A 19,099-nucleotide genomic window follows, 5' to 3' on the forward strand; every position below is an offset into this window, starting at 1 on the left:
GGCGGTACCTTTGGAGACAAAGAATATGAAAACGTGTCTGGTAGTTGATGACTCCAGTGTGATCAGAAAAGTTGCTCGTCGCATTCTTGAAGATCTCGACTTCGAGATTTTCGAGGCGGAAGATGGCAAGGAAGCTCTTGAGAGCTGTGCGGCTCAAATGCCTGATGCCGTGCTGCTTGACTGGAATATGCCTGTCATGGACGGTCTGGATTTTCTTATGGAGCTTCGCAAACTGGAAGGCGGAGCAAATCCGAAGGTTATCTTCTGTACCACTGAAAATGATGTTGCGCACATAGCAAAGGCGATCCGTGCTGGGGCAAACGAGTATATTATGAAACCGTTTGACCGCGACATCGTGGAAGCCAAGCTTCAAGAAGTCGGTCTGATTTAAGTCAGTTTTCCTCTTGTGTGAGTTTTTAATATGGGTCTGATGTCCGCTGAGGCTACTGTTGCGAAATCTCCTTCACGACAAGTGAAAGTGATGGTAGTCGATGACTCTGTTGTCATTCGTGGTTTGATTAGTCGGTGGGTCAGCGAGGATCCGGCGCTTGAACTGGTTGGATCGCATCGCAATGGCCGTTTGGCTGTTGAGGATATCGCCAAGTCAAAACCTGATATCGTTGTTCTGGACATCGAAATGCCCGACATGGACGGGCTCACTGCGCTGCCTCTGCTTTTGAAAAACTACTCAAAAGCGAGAATTCTGATGGCTTCGACGCTAACCCGTCGTAACGCCGAAATCAGTTTGCGTGCGCTTTCGCTGGGCGCTACCGATTACGTGCCCAAGCCGGAATCGAACAGCCAGATCACCACATCCCGTGAATTCCGCACAGAGCTGCTGGCCAAGATCAAGGCTATTGGCGGCGCTGTTGAGGATGGCCCTGCGCAGTTTCGTGCATCGCGTGCTACGGCTGGCCGTCTAGGCGCAGCACCGACCGCACGCGCACAGCAAAGCCGACAGGCCCTTGCTGCCGATACTGCCGCTGGACGCAAGCCTGCGACTGCAACGGCTGCTTCGGCTCCAGTAGGGACTGTTGCGGGTCCAAACGGGATCATGCTGCGCAAGATGGGGTCTGCTCGCCCTCGTGCGTTGTTGATTGGCAGCTCTACTGGTGGGCCACAGGCTCTTGAAAAGCTGCTTCAGGAAATCGGGCCACAAATGCGTTCGGCGCCAATTCTGATCACCCAGCACATGCCGGCGACCTTTACGGCCATTCTAGCCGATCATTTGGCCCGGGCTTCCGGAATGCCTTCAGCGGAAGCGCAGGATGGAGAGGTGGTGCAGAACGGGCATATCTATGTTGCCCCTGGTGGCAAGCATATGGAATTGACCAAACAGGCCGGCCAGGCTGTTATCAGGCTCACCGATGGGCCGCCGGTGAATTTCTGCAAGCCAGCAGTTGATCCATTTTTCGAAAGTGCTGCTCAGGTCTATGGTGCAGCCGCTCTCGGTGTCATTCTGACCGGTATGGGCCATGATGGCGCTGCAGGCGCTCGCCACATTGTTGATGCCGGTGGCAGTATATTAGCTCAAGATGAAGCAAGCAGTGTTGTTTGGGGCATGCCAGGAGCCGCCGCACAGGCTGGTGTCTGCGCTGCCGTCATACCGCTCAATCAGATTGGCTCCAAAGTAATGCGTGTATTTAGGGGGGAGCGGACATGACGCCACAGGAATATTCTTTCTTGCAGGGCTTCTTGAAGGAAAAATCAGGGTTGGTGCTCTCGAATGACAAGCAGTATCTCATTGAGAGCCGCTTGATGCCGATCGCACGCAAGGCCGGATTGCAAACCATCAGCGAACTGATTGGCAAGCTGAAAGGGTTTGGCGATCGCACATTGCAGACGGCTGTCGTCGAAGCGATGACCACCAATGAGTCCTTCTTCTTTCGTGATAAAACACCCTTCGAGCATTTCGTTGATACGATTGTTCCGCATCTGGTTGAAACCCGTAAACGGGGCCGTGTGCGCATTTGGTGTGCTGCCGCTTCCACAGGGCAGGAACCCTATTCTCTGGCCATGAGCCTCAAGGAAAATGCGTCGAAATTGGGTGGGCTGAGCTTTGAAATCATCGCAACCGACATTTCTCACGAGGTGTTGGAAAAGGCGAAGGCCGGATTTTACAGCCAGTTTGAAGTGCAACGCGGTCTGCCTGTACAGCTGCTGTTGAAATATTTCACACAGCATGGGGAAATGTGGCAGATTGCACCGGAAATCCGGTCTATGGTTACGTACAAGCCTTTCAATTTGCTGGAGAGTTTCTCCGCCATGGGGCAATTCGATGTCATCTTTTGCCGAAATGTGCTGATCTATTTTGATCAGGCAACAAAGACAGACATCATGCAGCGGCTGGCCAAGCAAATGCCTGATGATGGCTACTTGCTTCTGGGGGCTGCCGAAACCGTAGTTGGCCTGACAGACGCCTTTCAGGCAGTGCCCGGCAAACGAGGGCTCTATTGCAACGCTCGTGGTGCAGCAGGGAAAACCGCCAGCCCGACGCAACCAAAGATTGCCGTTGGACAGAGTGCCCAAAGCAATTTTGGGTCTCGTGCCTTGGGAGCGGGGCAAACCGTTGCGAAGCCATCCGTGTTTTCGTCCTCGAGACTGTCCAGCATTCCCGGTGGACGCAAATAACCAGACGCAGCGGAAAATTCCCTTCGCTATAGAAAAAGAAACCGCTCTGATAGGCATCAGGGCGGTTTTTCTTTGTGTGATACAAGTGGCTTCCTGGCTTTATTGGCAGGGGCCCCTAGCTTAAGCCAAAGAAACCGGAAAAGAACCAAAGTGAATAGGGACGATTGTGCCAAAGAAAAAGCCGCCCGTAAGAGGCGGCTTTTTCTAAAGAGGATGTGGATTGCAATACTGATCGATAATCCGGCATTTGGCGGCCGGGCCTAATCAGTCATCAGTGTCTTTTCAGGCGCTTTCTCTCATACCCTCTTCGTCAGGTTCGCGCAGCACATAGCCACGGCCCCATACGGTTTCGATATAGTTGCGCCCGCCGGTCGCTGTTGCGAGCTTTTTGCGCAGTTTACAGATGAACACGTCAATAATTTTCAACTCTGGTTCATCCATGCCACCATATAGATGGTTCAGGAACATCTCTTTGGTGAGGGTCGTTCCCTTGCGCAAGCTGAGAAGCTCAAGCATCTGGTATTCTTTGCCTGTCAGATGAACGCGCTGGCCTTCCACTTCGACAGTCTTGGTGTCGAGGTTTACGGTCAACTCGCCAGTCGTGATAACAGACTGTGCATGGCCCTTCGAGCGTCTTACGATCGCATGAATACGGGCTACCAGCTCATCCTTGTGGAATGGCTTGGTCATATAGTCATCTGCACCGAAGCCTAGCCCACGAACCTTGTCCTCAATGCCGGCCAGACCGGAAAGGATAAGAATCGGAGTTTTCACCTTGGAAACGCGCAGAGTACGAAGTACCTCGTAACCGCTCATATCCGGCAGGTTCAAGTCCAGTAGAATAATGTCGTAGTCGTACAGCTTACCAAGGTCAATGCCTTCTTCACCGAGATCGGTTGTGTAGACATTGAAGCTTTCAGACTTAAGCATCAACTCGATGCTCTGTGCTGTGGCGCCGTCGTCTTCAATTAGCAAAACGCGCATGCCAATCCTCTTTGTTTGCCTATTCTGGGCTCGGAGCAATCTGCAGGGTCGCAGCCGACAAGAACCAAATTTTTAACCCAGATTCCGAGGCTAGTACATAATGGTTAACAAATACTGATTCCACTGCGCAAGCCTGACGTTGGAACTTCACAAAGAAAAGTGATATCCCATTGAATCCTAGGAAAATTGTTCCCAGTACCAGACGTAAAGTTTCACATTAAGAAAAATTATTAAGTGATACTCTGTATCTGGCGTTGTCGGTTTTGACCTACTAGGAAGAATTTCCCTAGCAAACCCACTAGAGATAATAATTAACCAATCGGGTAAACGAATCATTACCATGGAAAAGAATTATTAAAGGCTTGGCAATGGTACAGGAACTGATCAGTAAACTGGAGGACATAAACCCGCGGCATTCCTTTGGCCGGGTTGCGTCGATTCAGGGCCATCTGGTGGAAGTGGTGGGGCCGCTCTTCGAAATGAGCGTGGGCTCCATGTTGCATATCCATGTGGATGGACGCGAGCCGATCAAATGTGAAGTGGTGGGGTTTTCCTCAGATCGGGCTCTCTGTCTGCCCTATTCGGAGTTGGATGGGATTCGCCTGGGTAGCCGGGCAGAGTTGCATGGGCCAGCGGTCGTGCGTCCGACGAAAGACTGGCTGGGGCGCATGATCAATGCCTTTGGCGAGCCGATTGATGGCAAGGGGCCTTTGGGGCGCGGGCATGACACCGTATCCCTGCGCGGAAAGCCTCCAGCTGCGCACAAGCGCATGCGCGTAGGTGGCCCTATGGATCTTGGGGTGCGGGCACTCAACACCTTTGTCACGCTTTGTGAGGGCCAGCGCATGGGTATCTTTGCCGGCTCGGGTGTTGGTAAGTCGGTTTTGCTCTCGATGTTGGCACGCAATGCCAGTTCCGAGGTCAATATTATCGGCCTGATCGGTGAACGTGGACGTGAGGTGCAGGAATTTGTCGAGGATGATCTGGGCGAAGAGGGCCTCAAACGCTCGATCGTTGTGGTTGCCACGTCAGATGAAATGGCGTTGATGCGCAGACAAGCGGCCTATCTGACGCTGGCTCTTTCCGAGTTTTTCCGCAAACAGGGCAAACAGGTTCTCTGCATGATGGATTCGGTGACACGCTTTGCCCAGGCACAGCGCGAAATCGGTCTGGCGGCCGGTGAACCCCCGACTTCCAAGGGATATACCCCCACAGTTTTTGCAGAATTGCCCAAATTGTTGGAAAGAGCGGGGCCTGGCGAAAAAAATGAGGGTGCCGTTACAGGTCTTTTTACTGTTTTGGTGGAAGGTGATAATCACAATGAGCCCGTAGCGGATGCTGTTCGTGGTATTCTGGATGGACATATCGTTATGGAAAGGGCCATTGCTGAGAGGGGAAGGTACCCGGCGATAAACATTTTGAAATCTGTTTCGCGTACTCTCCCCAAGGCTGCCGATCCGGCCTTCTGGCCTGATGTGCTCAAGGCTCGGCAATTTATGGCGACCTATTCGGATATGGAAGAGTTGATCCGGTTGGGAGCCTATAAACAGGGAAGCGATCCAAATGTGGATTTGGCTATCGCTCTTCATGAACCACTGGAAACCTTCCTGACGCAAAATAAGGGGGAGGCCACCAGCATCGAAGAGGGATACCAAGCGTTACAGTCCATTTTGGGAACGCAGACCGCAACGGGTAATTCGGGGCTTTAAGGAGTATTGAGTAATGAAGTCGCGTGAAAGTCTTATTCGCCTGAAACGGTTTCAAGTCGATGAGAAACGTCGTCAGGTCGGGCAGATTGAACTGATGGTCACTGAGTTCGAAGGCATGATCCGTGATCTTGATGCGCAAATTGCGTTCGAGGAGGAAAAGGCCGGCATCAGTGATATCGCTCACTTTGCTTATCCAACCTTTGCGAAAGCTGCTATTCAACGCAAGGAAAACCTTCAGGTTTCGATCGATGACCTCAACGAACAGCTGGAACGGGCGCAGGACCAACTGCGTGAAGCTGTCGCTGAGATGAAAAAGGTCGAAATGCTTGAAGAGCGCGATCATCATCGTGAGCAGGCCGCCAGAGATCAGGCCGAGCAGGATGAACTTGATGATTTTGCGATGATTGGCCATCGCCGCGGGCACTAGTCCTGACGAATCTGGTTTCAGGAGCTTTGGGCCCGCTTTCTGTCGGGCTCGTGCGCTCTTGTATACTCCTTTTCGGATTTGCCACCATCCATTGGCAAATCCGAACCCTATTTGTGACTTTGTCACATATGGGCCTTTCGAGCGGTGGTCTCTTGCCGGGATATCGGGTAAAGCTGTTGCTGCATTGATCACATAAGCAGCAGTTTTCTAATGGCAAAAATCGCTCTTTTCTTCGTTAGCCAGGATGGCCAGACGAACAAAATCGCCCACACGCTTTCCAGTCATCTTACCAGTTCAGCCCATCGGGTCACTCTGTTTGATCTCAGGGACACTGCTGTGTCAGCCTCTGATATCGAGGAGGCTGATCTGGTGATTGTGCTTGCAGCAATCCGTTATGGCTTCCATCTCAAGCCTGCGGAGCGCTTTCTTTCGACATATGGGGATAAGCTGTGCAAGAAACCGCTTGTCATGCTGTCGGTCAATCTTACGGCCCGCAAACCACATAAGCGGACCATCGAGCATAGCGTCTATTTGCAGAAATGGCTCAAGCGCCATCCGCTTGAACCGCGAATCGTGCGGGCCATCGCCGGAAAACTTGATTATCCCAGCTATCGCTTTTTTGATCGCTTCATGATCCAGCTGATTATGCGGATCACCAAGGGGCCGACCGATCCGAGCGTGACGGTCGAGTTTACAGACTGGGATCAGGTAAAAGAGCTGGCCGAAGAGATCTCCCAGCTTGTATAAGGGAATTTGAGTGCAGGAGCCTCGGGTGCATTTCGCGCGTTTAAAGCTTCATGTGTTCAGTTTCTTGATGTCGGGAGCCTGTTTGTGAGATCTTTCCTTCTGCCAATCCTGCTGGCGATCGCTGCCTTTTCTTTCGGCTTGGGCCTCACATTGCCGCTGGTTTCTCTCGACAAGCTGCTTTTCTTTACAGAAACCCCATCGCTCAGAACCATCATTGCAGGGCTCTGGGAGCAGGACGAGCGGATTCTGGCACTGGTGATTCTGGCCTTTTCGGTGCTTCTGCCCGCAACCAAGATCTTGCTGCTGCATGTTGCCGTTTACAGGGGCAAAAGATCCCGTTCGCTGGCCGTGCTTTCCGTGGTGAGCAAATGGTCCATGATGGACGTGCTGCTCGTGGCCCTAGTCATCTTTTCAGCCAAGACCAGTGGCCTTGCAACGGCCTCGGCGATGCCCGGAATCTGGTTCTATGGTGCGGCCACGCTGGCCTCTGTGATCGCCTCTGTGATGGTCCGGAAATAGCCGTCAAAAGGCCCCAATGGTTACTTTTTGCGGCCTTTTGTTAAGTGGCCCTTTCGCAAAAAGCCGCAGCCTTGATTATCCATTTTAGCCCGCTGTGTCAAATTGACCCAACAGTCTTAAGACGGACCCGCGTATGGACCTCATTCTGGCTCAGAACCGTGGTGTGAGCCCGGAAGCGTTCGATGATGGAGCGGACATAGGGCCGGATGGCTGGAGAGGTTAACAGCACCGGAATTTCCCCTACCTGTGCTGCATCTTCATAGCCATCGCGCACGAGGCCTACGAACTCTTGCAATTTGCTAGGCGCCATTGCCAGCTGCTTCTCATCGCCTTCACCAATGAGCGCGTTGCTGAATTCCCGTTCCCATTTGGGGGAAAGGGTCAGGATGGGCAAATAGCCTCCGGGGGCTTGGTTGGCAGCGCAAATCTGCAAAGACAAACGGCGACGCACATGTTCGGTCATGGTCTGGATAGAGCGGGTGAAGCCCGAGGCATCGGCGACGCCTTCCAGAATTGCCGACAGATCGCGGATGGAAATCCGCTCGGCCAGCAGGGACTGAAGCACGCGCTGAATGCCGGAGATGGTGATCTGACCGGGAACGATGTCGTCGATAAGCTTTTTCTGCTCGGCAGGCAATTCGTCCAGCAGACCTTGTACGACCGCATAGGAGAGCAGCTCGCCCATGTTGGCCTTGATGATCTCTGTCAGATGGGTGGAAATGACCGTGGCCGGATCGACAACCGTCAAGCCGAGAATCGCAGCCTCTTCACGCAAGGAGCCGTCAATCCAGACTGCAGGCAGGCCGAAGGTCGGTTCCTGCGTCTTGATGCCCGGCAGGGAGATATCGGCACCGGTCGGGTCCATGGTCATGAACTGGTTCGGATAGACGACGCCGCGCCCGACTTCGACTTCCTTGACCTTGAGGACATAATCATTGGCCTGCAGCTGGACATTGTCCATGATGCGTACCGCAGGCATGATGAAGCCCATTTCGGAGGCCAGCTGTCGACGCAGGGCTTTGATCTGGTCAGTGAGTGCCTGAGACGCATTGCCATTGGCCATGCTGATCAGGCCATAGCCGAGCTCGAGGCGTAATTCGTCCATTTTCAGCACTTCACTGATCGGCTCTTCCTTTGGAGGCTCGGCTTCCTTCAGTTCTTGCTGCTTCTTCTCGATCACTTCCTTGAGGGCCTGTTGCTTGTGCTTCTGGCTGGCCTTGTAGGAAAGGTAGCCTGCACCAACGCCAAGGGTGAGGAAGGGGATGATCGGCATGCCGGGCAGGAAGGCCATGACGACCATCACTGCCGATGACATGCCCAGCGCTTTGGGATAGCCCGAAAGCTGATTGACCAGTGCCTTGTCTGCAGACCCACTTACACCGGCCTTGGAGACTAGAATACCGGCAGCAGTGGAGACAATCAGCGCCGGAATCTGGGAAACCAGTCCGTCGCCGATGGTCAGCAGGGTGTAGGACTGGGCCGCATCGGTGAAGGCCATGTCCATCTGAGCAACGCCGATGATGATGCCGCCGAGCACGTTGATGAAGGTGATGATGAGACCGGCGATGGCGTCACCACGCACGAACTTGCTGGCACCGTCCATGGCGCCGAAGAAGGTGCTTTCGTCAGACAGGTCCTTACGGCGCGTCTTGGCTTCTTCCTCATTGATGAGCCCTGCGGAAAGGTCCGCATCAATGGCCATCTGCTTGCCGGGCATGGCATCGAGGGTGAAACGGGCGGCGACCTCTGCGATACGGCCAGAACCCTTGGTGATAACCACGAAGTTCACCGTCACCAGAATGGCAAAGACGATGACACCGATGACAAAGTTGCCGCGGGTCACGAAACTGCCGAAGGCCTGAATGACATTGCCCGCCGCGCCGGGGCCTTCATGGCCATAGGCCAGAATGAGGCGGGTGGACGCAAGGTTCAGCGCCAGTCGCAACATCGTGGAGACCAGCAGGATCGTCGGGAAAGACGAGAATTCCAGCGGGGCCCGGATGAACAGCGAGGTCATTAGAATGAGCACGGAAAAGATGATGGAGATTGCCAGAAACATATCCATGAAGGCAGACGGCAACGGCAGGATCATGACCACGAGAATGGTCATGACGCCGATGGCGAGCCCTAGATCACCTTGCCTGAGGAAGGTAATGACATTGCCCAACTGGTCGAGCGGAGACGGTCCCCGAGGGCCGTCGGCTGCCGGAGCTTCTGTGGCGCTCGCTGGTTCCGCCGTCATTGTTGCGTCTGCATCACTCATTTTGAGGGTCCATCACACGAAGGATAGTCTATGCATTTATCTCTTGATTCTCGGCAATTCCAAACGGGAGTTTGACACTTATCCCGCTTGTCTGGCTTCGCCCGGCTGAGGGATGTCGACACCCTCGTCGGAATATTGCTTGAGCTTGTTGCGCAGGGTGCGGATGGAGATGCCCAAAATGTTGGCCGCATGGGTGCGGTTGCCAAGGCAATGATCCAGCGTATCCAGAATGAGGTCCTGCTCCACTTCAGCAACGGTGCGGCCAACAAGCGTGCGGGTCACACCTTCGGCTGCGATAACGGCTTGTGCCGCCGGTCCGCTGGCCATGCCGATGATGGTGTCATCCATGCGGCTGCCGTCCGGCATGCGTAGGGCTTCGGCTCCGATTTCCACGCCCGTTGCCAGAAGCACGGCGCGATGGATGGTGTTTTCCAGCTCACGCACGTTGCCCGGCCAATTGTTGGCGTGCAAATGGCGGTGGCATTCGGTGCTCAGCTTGCGCTGGGGCAGGCCGTTGGCTTGCGCATATTTGTCCGCGAAATGAGCGGCCAGCAGATCGATATCCTGCGGGCGTTCGCGCAGCGGCGGGATCTGCAGATTGATCACGTTGAGGCGGAAGAGAAGGTCTTCGCGGAAGGTGCCCGCACGTACTTCGTCTGACAGATTGCGGTTCGAGGTCGCCAGAATGCGGATGTCCACCGGTACAGGCTTGGTGCCGCCGACCCGGTCAATGACACGTTCCTGAATGGCACGCAGCAATTTTGCCTGCAGGCGGATATCCATTTCTGAAATCTCGTCCAGCAGCAGGGTGCCGCCATTTGCTTCTTCAAACTTACCGATACGACGGGCAACTGCGCCGGTGAAAGCGCCCTTTTCATGGCCGAACAGTTCGGATTCCAGGAGGTTGTCCGGAATGGCCGCACAGTTGACAGAGACAAAAGGTTTTGTTGCCCGGCGGGAATGCTGGTGCAGGTGGCGGGCAAGAACTTCCTTACCTGTGCCGCTCTCACCAGTGATGAGGACCGATGCGTCGCTTGGGGCAATCTGGTTGGCCAGCTGTACCACATTGTTCATGGCCGGATCACGATGGATCAGATCGCCCTGATCCTTGGAAACAGCTTCCAGAACAGCAGCGATGATTTCCGGATCTGGTGGAAGAGGAATATATTCCTTTGCACCGGCCCGAATGGCGCTGACTGCCGCGCGGGCATCATTTTCAACGCCGCAGGCAATCACCGGAATGGTAATATGCTCCTCTTCCAGAGACCGGATCAGGCTGGCGATGTCGAGTTTCACGTCGATCATCATCAAATCCGCACCGCGTCCAGCGCGCAGGTGGCTTACGGCCATTTGCGCGGTTTCAGCGTGGGAAACCTGAGCTCCACGGTCCAGAGCAATTTTGGTTGCCTGGGAAAGCTGGCCATTCAGGGTACCGGTAATAAGCAGGCGCATCGTTTTCTTCCAACCTATTTTTCAGATTTGATGATTTCAGTCATGGTCACGCCGAGCTTCTCCTCGACGAGTACGACTTCGCCACGGGCAACGAGGCGTGAATTGACATAGATATCGACGGCTTCACCGACCTTGCGGTCGAGCTCAAGCACATTGCCGACATCGAGTTCGAGCAGGTCGCTCACGGGCATCTTGGCGCGCCCCAGAATGGCGGAAACCTGCACGGGAACATCGAAGACCGCTTCCAGATCGGCTGCGTTCTTTTGGTTTGCATCCTCTGCAGCGCCAGCATCGGCGATTGCCTTGGCGTTTTGTTCCTGCAAAGTGAGGCCTTCATTTTCTTCATTATCGCTCATTCATTTTCTCCCTTTGCGGTGGGGGGAGCTGCATCGGTGTCAGTGTCAATGTTGATGACCTCTTGATCGAGTGCAGCCTCTGTGCTTTCAGCTGGCGAACCCGACATGGCGTCGGCGGGTTGTGTCAACTCCTGGCTATTCGGGTCCAGTTCGCTGACAGGGGCGCCTGATTGTTCGCTGTCTGTCGGGTTCGCCGCTGTCGCAGTCTCTTGGTCTTCTGCATCTGCCGATGCTTCGTTCTTCTCTTCAGCCTCTTCAGTGTCGCTTGCCGTGGCGTCCTCTGCGGGCGTGTCGTCTTCGTCCTCATCCTGCTCCGGGTCTTCGGGCACATGAGAGAAATGGTCTTCGAGCAGTTGCTCGACCTGACGCACGGCGGCACGCAGGTTTCTGCCAATGCCACCATCGACCCATTCAACTTCGCAGTCACCGGGCATGACAACCGGATCGGGCAGAATGGTCAGCTTGCCGGTGAAGCCGAGTTCGGCCATCTGCTCATCAACCGCCACCTTGATGTCGTCGGCAACAGCATCATTAAGCCGGATCGAGATGTGCGGCGTTTTGCGCAAGGGGGCTAGAATCTGGTTCAAAAGCCCCATGATTTCCCCTTTGGGTTCCTGCGCAACAAGCCGTTCGGCAAAGCGGGAGGCGAAGGCGAAAGCCAGATTGCTCGCATCGCGCTCCAGACGTTGCATCAACAGGCCGACCTCGGTGTAGACCATCGAAATTTCTTCGATGATCTGCTTTTCCAGTGCCAAATTCTGCTCGCTTGCCAGTTGCTCGCGATCTTCGCGGGCCTTGGCTTCCCCTTCGGCAAAGGCCTGGGCTTTCGCTTCGGCAAGCAGGCGCTCATGCTCGGCAACCGTGATCATCGGTTCGGGCGGAATTTCCTCGATCTGTTCCTCTACTTCCGGTTCCGGCGGGGCCGAAAAATCCAGATCGAAGAGATAACGAGCTGCCTGTGCCATTCTTTGGTTCCAATTTGCCGTTTCTGTTTGTCGGCGGTTTCGGTTGTCTCTCTGCAAAGCGGGGCGCCATGCCGATCCGGTTTGCTTTATTTTAAGCGAGAAGGGCGGCCTAGTAGACCAACTCGTCTTCACCATTGCCTTTGGCGATCATGATTTCGCCGCGCGCGGCCAGATCCTTGGCCATGTTGACCATTGCGCCTTGCGCTTCGTCGACGTCGCGCAGACGAACAGGACCCATACCTTCCATGTCTTCCTGCAACATGGCACCAGCGCGCTGGGACATGTTGTCCATGAACAGGGTTCTGATGGTTTCGTTGGCACCCTTGAGGGCAAGGGCCAGAATGTCCTTCTCGATATTCTGCAGCAGCGACTGAACGCCGGTGGAATCCAGCTTGCTGAGATCTTCGAAGGTGAACATCAGCTGCTTGATCTTTTCCGCCGACTCGCGGTTTTCTTCTTCCAGAGCAGCCAACAGGCGTGCTTCGGTCTGGCGGTCGAAATTGTTGAAGATGTCGGCCATTACCTCGTGTGCATCGCGGCGTTGGGTGGTCGACAGGTTCGACATGAATTCCACGCGCAGGGTCTGTTCGACTTTCTCCAGCACTTCCTTCTGCACAGCTTCCATTGACAGCATGCGGTTGATGACTTCCAGGCCGAAATCTTCCGGCATGATGGAAAGCACTTTTGCGGCATGATCGGACTTGATTTTGGACAGCACCACCGCGACGGTCTGCGGATATTCGTTCTTGAGATAGTTTGCGAGCACATTCTCCTGAACGTTGGACAATTTCTCCCACATGTTGCGACCGGCTGGACCGCGAATTTCTTCCATGATGGCGTTCACGCGCTCTTCAGGCAGGAAGGACGCAAGCAGGCGTTCGGTTGAATCGAAGTTGCCCGTAACGGCCCCCTTGGAGGATAGGCGCGAGACGAATTCAATGATCAGATTGTCTAGCATGTTGGGCGTAATGCCGCCCAGCTTCGACATGGAAATGGACACCTGTTTGATTTCGATATCATCAAGACGACTCCAGATTGGCCCGCCGTGCTCATCTCCGAGCGCAAGCAGAATGATAGAAGCCTTTTCCGCGCCATTCAGCTCGCGTTCTTCGTGTTCTGTTGACACGGACGCATTTGCGTTTGCCATGTTTGTTAGGGCTGTTGCCGGCATTGCTTACCTCACGCTGCGTCTTGCAGCCAAAGACGGATAATCTTGGCAGCTTCTTCTGGGTTTTCTTTTACGAGGTCACCAACTTTGACCAGTGTGTCGGACTGCAAAGCGCCCTGGAGCTGAGCCAGCTCGATGGCTTCCATGGTCGGATGCTTCGGATCATCTTCTCTTAGTGGCGCGGGGATCAATTCCCCTGTTTCACTTCGGATCATCGCTACCCCATCCGGGCCGATGATGACGTCCAGGTCGTCTTTCTGTTCGTCTGCTTTTTCGAACATGCGTTTCATCAGCGGACGGACGACCATGAGCAGTACGAGTAGAGTCATAATGAACATGACTCCGAGTTCCGTAAAGCGCATGTAATCATCTTTGGTAAACGCAAAGAGTTCATCGCCTGTATCGTCGAAGATCGTTTGCGGTCCTTCGGCGAATTGCAGGTTGATCACCTCAACCCGGTCACCACGTGTCTGGTCATAGCCAACGGCAGAACGAACGAGGGTTGCGATCTGTTCAAGCTGTTCTGGGCTCCTTGGAGAATAGACCAGTTCACCATTCTCGTTTCTCTCGTATGTGCCGTCCACGAGCACTGCGACCGACAGGCGTTCGATGCGTCCGCCCTGTACGACTTCAGTGGTCGTCTTGCGCGAAATCTCGTAGTTGATCAGCTCTTCTGTGGTGGCTGAATTTTCTTGTGTGCCAGCGGGATTTTCATCGGCATTCGCATCTGGCAATTCATTGCCGACTGTCACGCCACCAACTTCACGATCCTGGCTATTGGCATTCTCTGTGCGGGTCTGGGTGGAGCGTACGACCTGTCCGTCCGGATCATACATGTCGGAGGTTTCGGTCACCTTGTTGAAGTTCATCTCTGCGGAGACTTCAATGCGGGCGCGGCCCTGGCCGACGACGGAGGAGACGATGTCATCCACCTGATCGCGCAGACGGCTTTCCATCTGCACCTGACGTTCTTCCATATGAGCGGCAAGATAACCTTCGTCATTGCCGCGACCGGATGCCAAAAGGCGGCCGCGCTCGTCAACGATGGTCACGTTCTCCGGATTCAAACCTTCAACGGCCGAGCCAACCAGATGTTGGATGGCCTGAATCTGTACTGTGTTCAGATTGCCTTGCAGCTTGACGGCGATGGATGCGGTCGGTTCCTTCTGGTCGCGTTTGAAAAGCTGGTCTTTGGGAATGACCAGATGAACACGCGCTTGACGAACGTTGCGAATGGTCCGAATGGAGCGGGAAAGCTCGCCCTCAAGAGCCCGAAGATGGTTGACATTCTGCACAAAACTCGTGGTGCCCAGAGTTTCGCTTTTGTCAAAGATCTCATAGCCGACATTGCCGCCCGTTGGCAGACCGCTCTCAGCCAACTGCATGCGCAGCTTCAGGATGTCTTCCTTTGGTGCTAGGATGACAGCGCCTTCGTCGCGGATTTCATGTTTGATATTTTGAGCTTCGAGCAGTTTGGTGATCTGAATGGAGTCATCAAAGGACAGGTCTGTATAAAGCGGGGAAAGCGTAGGTTCGGTCACCCGCATCATGATGAATGCGAAAAATCCGATCAAGACAGCCGTCACCACGCCCATAGCGGCCAGACGGGCAGGGCCAAGCGTTTTGAAAAATTCGAATAGACCGTTCACACCAGTTGCCTTGTCGTTCCAGAGATGTACCAAATCACTAGGCAATATTTTCCTAGGAGATAGTTAACAACATGTTAAGGGTTTGGTTAACGAATGGTTAACGGCCCATTATGCAAGGGTTAATTAACGGAAATTTCCTGAGAAATTGTCTGTATATGTCTGAATTTTCTGTGGGATGTTGATAGATGCCGTCTGTTGCAGCAGCTTGCGTCGTGCTTGTAAGTGATTGTGCTGATTAGAATTTCAAGGCAAATGCAGCCTGGTCAAGCGGCGAGGATGCAGAATAAAGAAAAAAGGCCGAGGACAAAGCCCTCGACCTTTTCTTATGCACTACAGAGAGGAAGCCCTCTCTGCAAATGTCTAGCGATACTGTTGAACCCGCGTCGCTCTCAAACCTGCCAGTCCATGCTGATCGATGGAACTCTGCCAACTGAGGAATTCCTCAACTGTCAGGGTATATTTCTGGCAAGCCTCTTCGAGGCTTAGCAGGCCACCGCGAACGGCAGCAACAACTTCCGCTTTGCGCCTGATAACCCAACGCCTGGTATTGGCAGGAGGAAGATCAGCCACAGTCAAAGGACTCCCATCAGGGCCGATGACGTATTTTACTCTAGCACGTATTTGATCGGTCATTGTACTCTCACACTCAACCTGACCTCATCGAAGTTGAGAATAGGACAATGCCTTTAAAAAAGAGCTAAGCCACTGGATAGATTTTAGTAATAGTTTTTATCAATATGAAGCAGTCCTTGCAAAACGACAGGGATCGCTGGCTTTTGGACGATGTTTTGCGGAATTCGAGTTTGTTGCAATATGGTTAACGCGCCGGGCCCAAGGCCCGGCTTCGTGCACATTGCAATCATGTCAAACAGGGGGAGATTGCGCTCGTCTGGCGTCTTTTAAGCGTCGGGATCAATGCCAACGGACTTGATCTGCGATGTCTGAATGGCCTGTCCATTGACCATCAACATGGGCACACTGGATGAGAGATCGACATCTGAGACGACGCCCACCGTATCCGTATCAATCGTCACTTCGGTGTCACCGTCTTCGTTGGCGGTATCGAAGTGGATGACATAAGTGCCCTTGGGTAGGCGGTTTCCGGAATTGTCGGTGCCGTTCCAGGTGAAGGTTTGCTCGCCCTCGGTAATGTTCACATCATTGGTAGTATAAACGGTGTTGCCATCCAATGTACGGATGGAAATGTCTGCCGTTCCGGCTGCATCCGAGCTGAAGCTGTAGCTCGTGCTGCCAAAATCATTGAGATAGCTCTGGGAGCCATCGACCTTGACTGTGGTGCCGACGAAATTGAGCACACCAAGCGCATTGGACGACGTCATCATGGAGGCGAGATTTTCCAACTGTTCGTTGGACTTGATCTGCTGTTCCACGCCGGAAAACTGCACGAGCTGCTGGGTGAACTGGCTGGAATCCATCGGATCCATGGGGTCTTGATGCTGTATTTGCGTCGTCAGGACAGTCAGGAAAGTCTCATAATTCTGAATGAGACTCGAGCTGTCCGCTGATGCGCTTGTGACGGCTTGCGATGTGATCGATCCAATCGAGGTCATCGTCTAAACTCCAAAACCGGGGTCAGATTACCAAATTGAGGCCGCTCGTCGCGGCATAATTCTGTGCGGCGCGTTGCTGGGCTTGTTGAAGCGAAGAGGCAGCGCCGTCCGCTACAGGGTCGGACGAGGAGGCTCTGTCGGAATAGTAGTTCGGCTCCTGCCCCGACTGGTCCTGCCCGGCCATCTGGCCGCCCTGTTGCCCCTGATTGCCCTGATCCATCAGGGAATATTCCAGACCACCCTTATCCTGAAGGTTCAGGCCGCTCTGTTGCAGGCTGCGTTCCAGAAAGCGCTGGTCGCGGGACAGCATGTCCAGTGTCTCAGGCCGTTCGACGATCAGATGGGCATGGGTTTTGCCATCATTGCCGATTGTCATGCGCACATCGATCTTGCCCAGATCTGCCGGATCGAGGCGGATTTCAAAGCGGGTCTCTCCCTTCTTGACGAATTTGGAGATTTCCACGGCAAGCGCATTGGCGTTGGCGAGGCTCATCTGTTGCGGCGTGTGACCTGCCGTCATCATGCCGTGCATGCCGGTAAGGCGCACCGAAGCACTGGCTGCGGCGATTGATGAACCGGCCACATCTGACGAGTTGGTCGTGTTGCTGGCCAGCACGGAGTTGTCATCCGCCATAGCCATCATCTTTGAGAAGGCATCACCCTTTGGCGCGTTGCGGGCTGCATTCTTGGACTCTTCGGATTTTGATGCGCTGGCATCGGCCTCAGATGTGTTGCCATCCTGATTGGCCGTCTGGTTCTGAGCGTCGGCTGTGCTTGCCACACTGTTGGGCTGGTTGGCGGCAGGTGCAGCAGCATTGGCGTTGGCTGGTTGTGGAGCTCCTTCAACGCGGCCCTGAACCTTGTTGACCTGCTGGCCAGCTTCAGAGGTGGCTGCCATCTGGGGCTGCTGAGTGTTGGCCGGATCGGCAACGGCTTGTTTTGCGCTCTGTTGCGTGTCCTGCGCCCCATCATCGGACTTGGCTGCTGCAGCAAGGGCTGCGGCTTCTGCAGTCTTGGCGGTTGCCTTGGTCTGATCGGCAGATTGGGCGTTGACGGCTTTTGCGTCTTTACCATCAGCATTGAATGTCTCGGTGGGTACTCCAGAAGCATTCTGGGCTGTCTGGGAGCCTTGCGAGGCTTTTTCCGTGACGATCTTGCCATCCGCTGACTTTATCGCCGTAGCGACCTCGGGCAATGTCTGCTCGGCATCCGTTTGAGGGGACGATGCGGCGGCTTGGCTGCTTCGGGTACCATCGATCACTGCCTGATTGGCTGCGTTTGTGCCATCGGCTTTGGCGGCTACCGAATTTGCTGCGGTGCTCGCTGACTGGTTGGCTGCGTCTTTGGCTGCGCCTGAGGTTGCAAGATTATCGTTGTTCGCCACAGCCTGGCTTTCGGCGGCGTTACCGCTCACTGTCTGTGCTGACAGCGTCGCTGCGTCAGAGCGACCGGTACTTGCATTTGGACGAGCGGAATCTGGCGCTTCAGTCGATTGGGACTGAGCGGAAGGCTGGGGTGATACAGGCTTTTGGGCGGCATCTTCTGCGTTAGAGCCTTGGATGCCTCCTGCCACTGAAGCTTGAGAGGCTGTAGCGCTGGCCTGTTGCGCAGCACTGGCCTCGGCGTTGGTCTGTCCTGCTTGAGCATTTGCCTGAGACTGAGAGTTGGTTTGGGCTACCTGCCCATTGCCATTCACGGCCCTTTCATAGCCGGAAGTGGTTTGCGTTGCAGGGCTTGCGCCATGGCCATCTACAGGCTTTGCCGCGCCTGCTTCCACACCCTCAAGCAACGGTGTCCGAGCGGCTTGTGTTCTATTGGAGACCGCGCTGTTGCTTGTCGATGCTGTCTCGCCAGCCACAGACGCGGCCGTCTGTCCGGTCGTTCCTGCTGCTTCAGGGGTTGCTGCCAATCCCGCTACGCCTTGCGTCTGATTTGATACGGCTGCCTGACCTGCCATCTGACCGGCTATCTGACCTGCCATCTGACCTGTCGACTGGCTTGCCGTTTGGCCGCCAGATTGCGCGACATTCTGCTGGGCAGAAGCTGCTTCGCCCGTCATCGGGGTGGCTGAAGGACCGGCGGGGCGTGATAGGGCATCCACTCCATCCGTGCTATTCCCAGAAGCAGAGCTGCTCACGCCAGCTGCTGCGGCAGGGGCGCCCGAGGCAGCCAGCAGGATGTCCTGCGGAGATTGAACCTCATAGTTTGCAGCGGCGCTGCTATCGCCTGATGCTTCGGGCTTTTTGTCTGAGCTTTTGCCGCCACTGGCTGTTTCATCTACAGCAGCTGTGCGATCATCGCTGGCTGTCTTGCCGTTGGCTTTTTGCTGTGCGCTGGCAACCGCGCTCTCTTCAGCAGCTGCCTTGGCAGCGGCTTTTTGACTGGATTTGTTTTGAGCCTCGGTCGCGGCGGGAGCCTTGGAGGCGGCATTCTGGCCTGCATCGTTCGTTTGTCGGGTACTGGTCTCGCCTCTGGCTCTTTCTGCGTTCAACTGTTTCTGAAAAGAAGACAGGCCATCCGAAGAGCTGATTGAGGTGCTGCTGGATTTGCTTCCCGAATTGCTTTGCGATCCGAACGCACTTTTGGCGTTGGGAGCGGGAATCATGTTCATAATTGAAGAATACTGGGAAGCCATTACCAACCTCACTACACACTGAC

17 protein-coding genes are annotated in these 19,099 nt (G+C 54.6%); 7 read left to right on the forward strand and 10 right to left on the reverse strand.

Going from position 1 to position 19,099, the window contains the following annotated elements:
• The first annotated feature begins 25 nt into the window (after nt 1-25).
• From ACKPCT_RS22015 to ACKPCT_RS22025, 3 genes are read left to right on the forward strand one after another with little or no spacing between them, the layout of a single operon-like run.
• Nucleotides 26-391, forward strand: a complete 366-nt coding sequence (locus tag ACKPCT_RS22015) for a response regulator (protein ID WP_090073369.1) — start codon at nt 26-28, stop codon at nt 389-391.
• Between the two features lie 30 nt (nt 392-421).
• Entirely contained in the window at nt 422-1,663 is a 1,242-nt protein-coding gene (locus ACKPCT_RS22020; protein ID WP_175528078.1) for a protein-glutamate methylesterase/protein-glutamine glutaminase, read from the forward strand.
• Nucleotides 1,660-2,631 (forward strand): CheR family methyltransferase, encoded by a 972-nt coding sequence (locus ACKPCT_RS22025; RefSeq protein ID WP_090073373.1) that lies wholly within the window; start codon nt 1,660-1,662, stop codon nt 2,629-2,631. Before ACKPCT_RS22020 ends, ACKPCT_RS22025 begins: the two co-directional genes overlap by 4 nt.
• Before the next feature lie 282 nt (nt 2,632-2,913).
• Here the strand turns inward: ACKPCT_RS22025 and ctrA are convergent, their stop codons facing one another.
• The gene (ctrA, locus tag ACKPCT_RS22030) at nt 2,914-3,615 is read right to left on the reverse strand and encodes a response regulator transcription factor CtrA (protein WP_090073375.1); all 702 of its coding nucleotides are present in this window, start codon (nt 3,613-3,615) and stop codon (nt 2,914-2,916) included.
• Nucleotides 3,616-3,983: 368 nt separating this feature from the next.
• On the opposite strand from ctrA, the gene fliI reads away from it, so the two are divergent.
• The 4 genes from fliI (at nt 3,984) to ACKPCT_RS22050 (ending at nt 7,017) form a co-directional block, all read left to right on the forward strand.
• Complete coding sequence (fliI, locus tag ACKPCT_RS22035; RefSeq protein WP_319567985.1) at nt 3,984-5,324, forward strand: flagellar protein export ATPase FliI; 1,341 nt, start codon at nt 3,984-3,986, stop codon at nt 5,322-5,324.
• 13 nt (nt 5,325-5,337) lie between these two features.
• Complete coding sequence (fliJ, locus tag ACKPCT_RS22040; RefSeq protein WP_090073380.1) at nt 5,338-5,751, forward strand: flagellar export protein FliJ; 414 nt, start codon at nt 5,338-5,340, stop codon at nt 5,749-5,751.
• A 210-nt stretch (nt 5,752-5,961) separates the two neighbouring features.
• Entirely contained in the window at nt 5,962-6,498 is a 537-nt protein-coding gene (hemG, locus tag ACKPCT_RS22045) for a menaquinone-dependent protoporphyrinogen IX dehydrogenase (RefSeq protein WP_090073381.1), read from the forward strand.
• An 84-nt stretch (nt 6,499-6,582) separates the two neighbouring features.
• Nucleotides 6,583-7,017: a paraquat-inducible protein A gene (locus ACKPCT_RS22050; RefSeq protein WP_090073383.1), complete on the forward strand. Its 435-nt coding sequence runs from the start codon at nt 6,583-6,585 to the stop codon at nt 7,015-7,017.
• A 97-nt stretch (nt 7,018-7,114) separates the two neighbouring features.
• On the opposite strand, the gene flhA is transcribed toward ACKPCT_RS22050, so the two are convergent.
• The 9 genes from flhA to ACKPCT_RS22095 form a co-directional block, all read right to left on the reverse strand.
• Nucleotides 7,115-9,280: a flagellar biosynthesis protein FlhA gene (gene flhA, locus ACKPCT_RS22055; RefSeq protein ID WP_280141773.1), complete on the reverse strand. Its 2,166-nt coding sequence runs from the start codon at nt 9,278-9,280 to the stop codon at nt 7,115-7,117.
• A 78-nt stretch (nt 9,281-9,358) separates the two neighbouring features.
• Nucleotides 9,359-10,732: a sigma-54-dependent transcriptional regulator FlbD gene (gene flbD, locus ACKPCT_RS22060; RefSeq protein ID WP_319567986.1), complete on the reverse strand. Its 1,374-nt coding sequence runs from the start codon at nt 10,730-10,732 to the stop codon at nt 9,359-9,361.
• A gap of 14 nt (nt 10,733-10,746) precedes the next feature.
• Entirely contained in the window at nt 10,747-11,088 is a 342-nt protein-coding gene (gene fliN / locus ACKPCT_RS22065) for a flagellar motor switch protein FliN (protein ID WP_090073389.1), read from the reverse strand.
• Nucleotides 11,085-12,053 carry a FliH/SctL family protein gene (locus ACKPCT_RS22070; RefSeq protein ID WP_319567987.1) on the reverse strand — a complete coding sequence of 323 codons (969 nt, stop codon included), beginning with the start codon at nt 12,051-12,053 and terminating at the stop codon, nt 11,085-11,087. Before ACKPCT_RS22070 ends, fliN begins: the two co-directional genes overlap by 4 nt.
• A gap of 109 nt (nt 12,054-12,162) precedes the next feature.
• Complete coding sequence (gene fliG / locus ACKPCT_RS22075; protein WP_090073393.1) at nt 12,163-13,224, reverse strand: flagellar motor switch protein FliG; 1,062 nt, start codon at nt 13,222-13,224, stop codon at nt 12,163-12,165.
• Between the two features lie 8 nt (nt 13,225-13,232).
• Entirely contained in the window at nt 13,233-14,915 is a 1,683-nt protein-coding gene (gene fliF, locus ACKPCT_RS22080; protein ID WP_319567988.1) for a flagellar basal-body MS-ring/collar protein FliF, read from the reverse strand.
• A gap of 315 nt (nt 14,916-15,230) precedes the next feature.
• Nucleotides 15,231-15,503, reverse strand: coding sequence for a CtrA inhibitor SciP (sciP, locus tag ACKPCT_RS22085; protein WP_090073395.1), 273 nt, complete (start codon nt 15,501-15,503; stop codon nt 15,231-15,233).
• 266 nt (nt 15,504-15,769) lie between these two features.
• Nucleotides 15,770-16,441 (reverse strand): flagellar hook assembly protein FlgD, encoded by a 672-nt coding sequence (locus ACKPCT_RS22090; protein WP_319567989.1) that lies wholly within the window; start codon nt 16,439-16,441, stop codon nt 15,770-15,772.
• Between the two features lie 22 nt (nt 16,442-16,463).
• Complete coding sequence (locus tag ACKPCT_RS22095) at nt 16,464-19,076, reverse strand: flagellar hook-length control protein FliK (RefSeq protein WP_319567990.1); 2,613 nt, start codon at nt 19,074-19,076, stop codon at nt 16,464-16,466.
• Between the last annotated feature and the right edge of the window lie 23 nt (nt 19,077-19,099).

Origin of the sequence: Cohaesibacter marisflavi (assembly GCF_963665895.2) — a bacterium.
GTDB lineage: Bacteria > Pseudomonadota > Alphaproteobacteria > Rhizobiales > Cohaesibacteraceae > Cohaesibacter > Cohaesibacter marisflavi.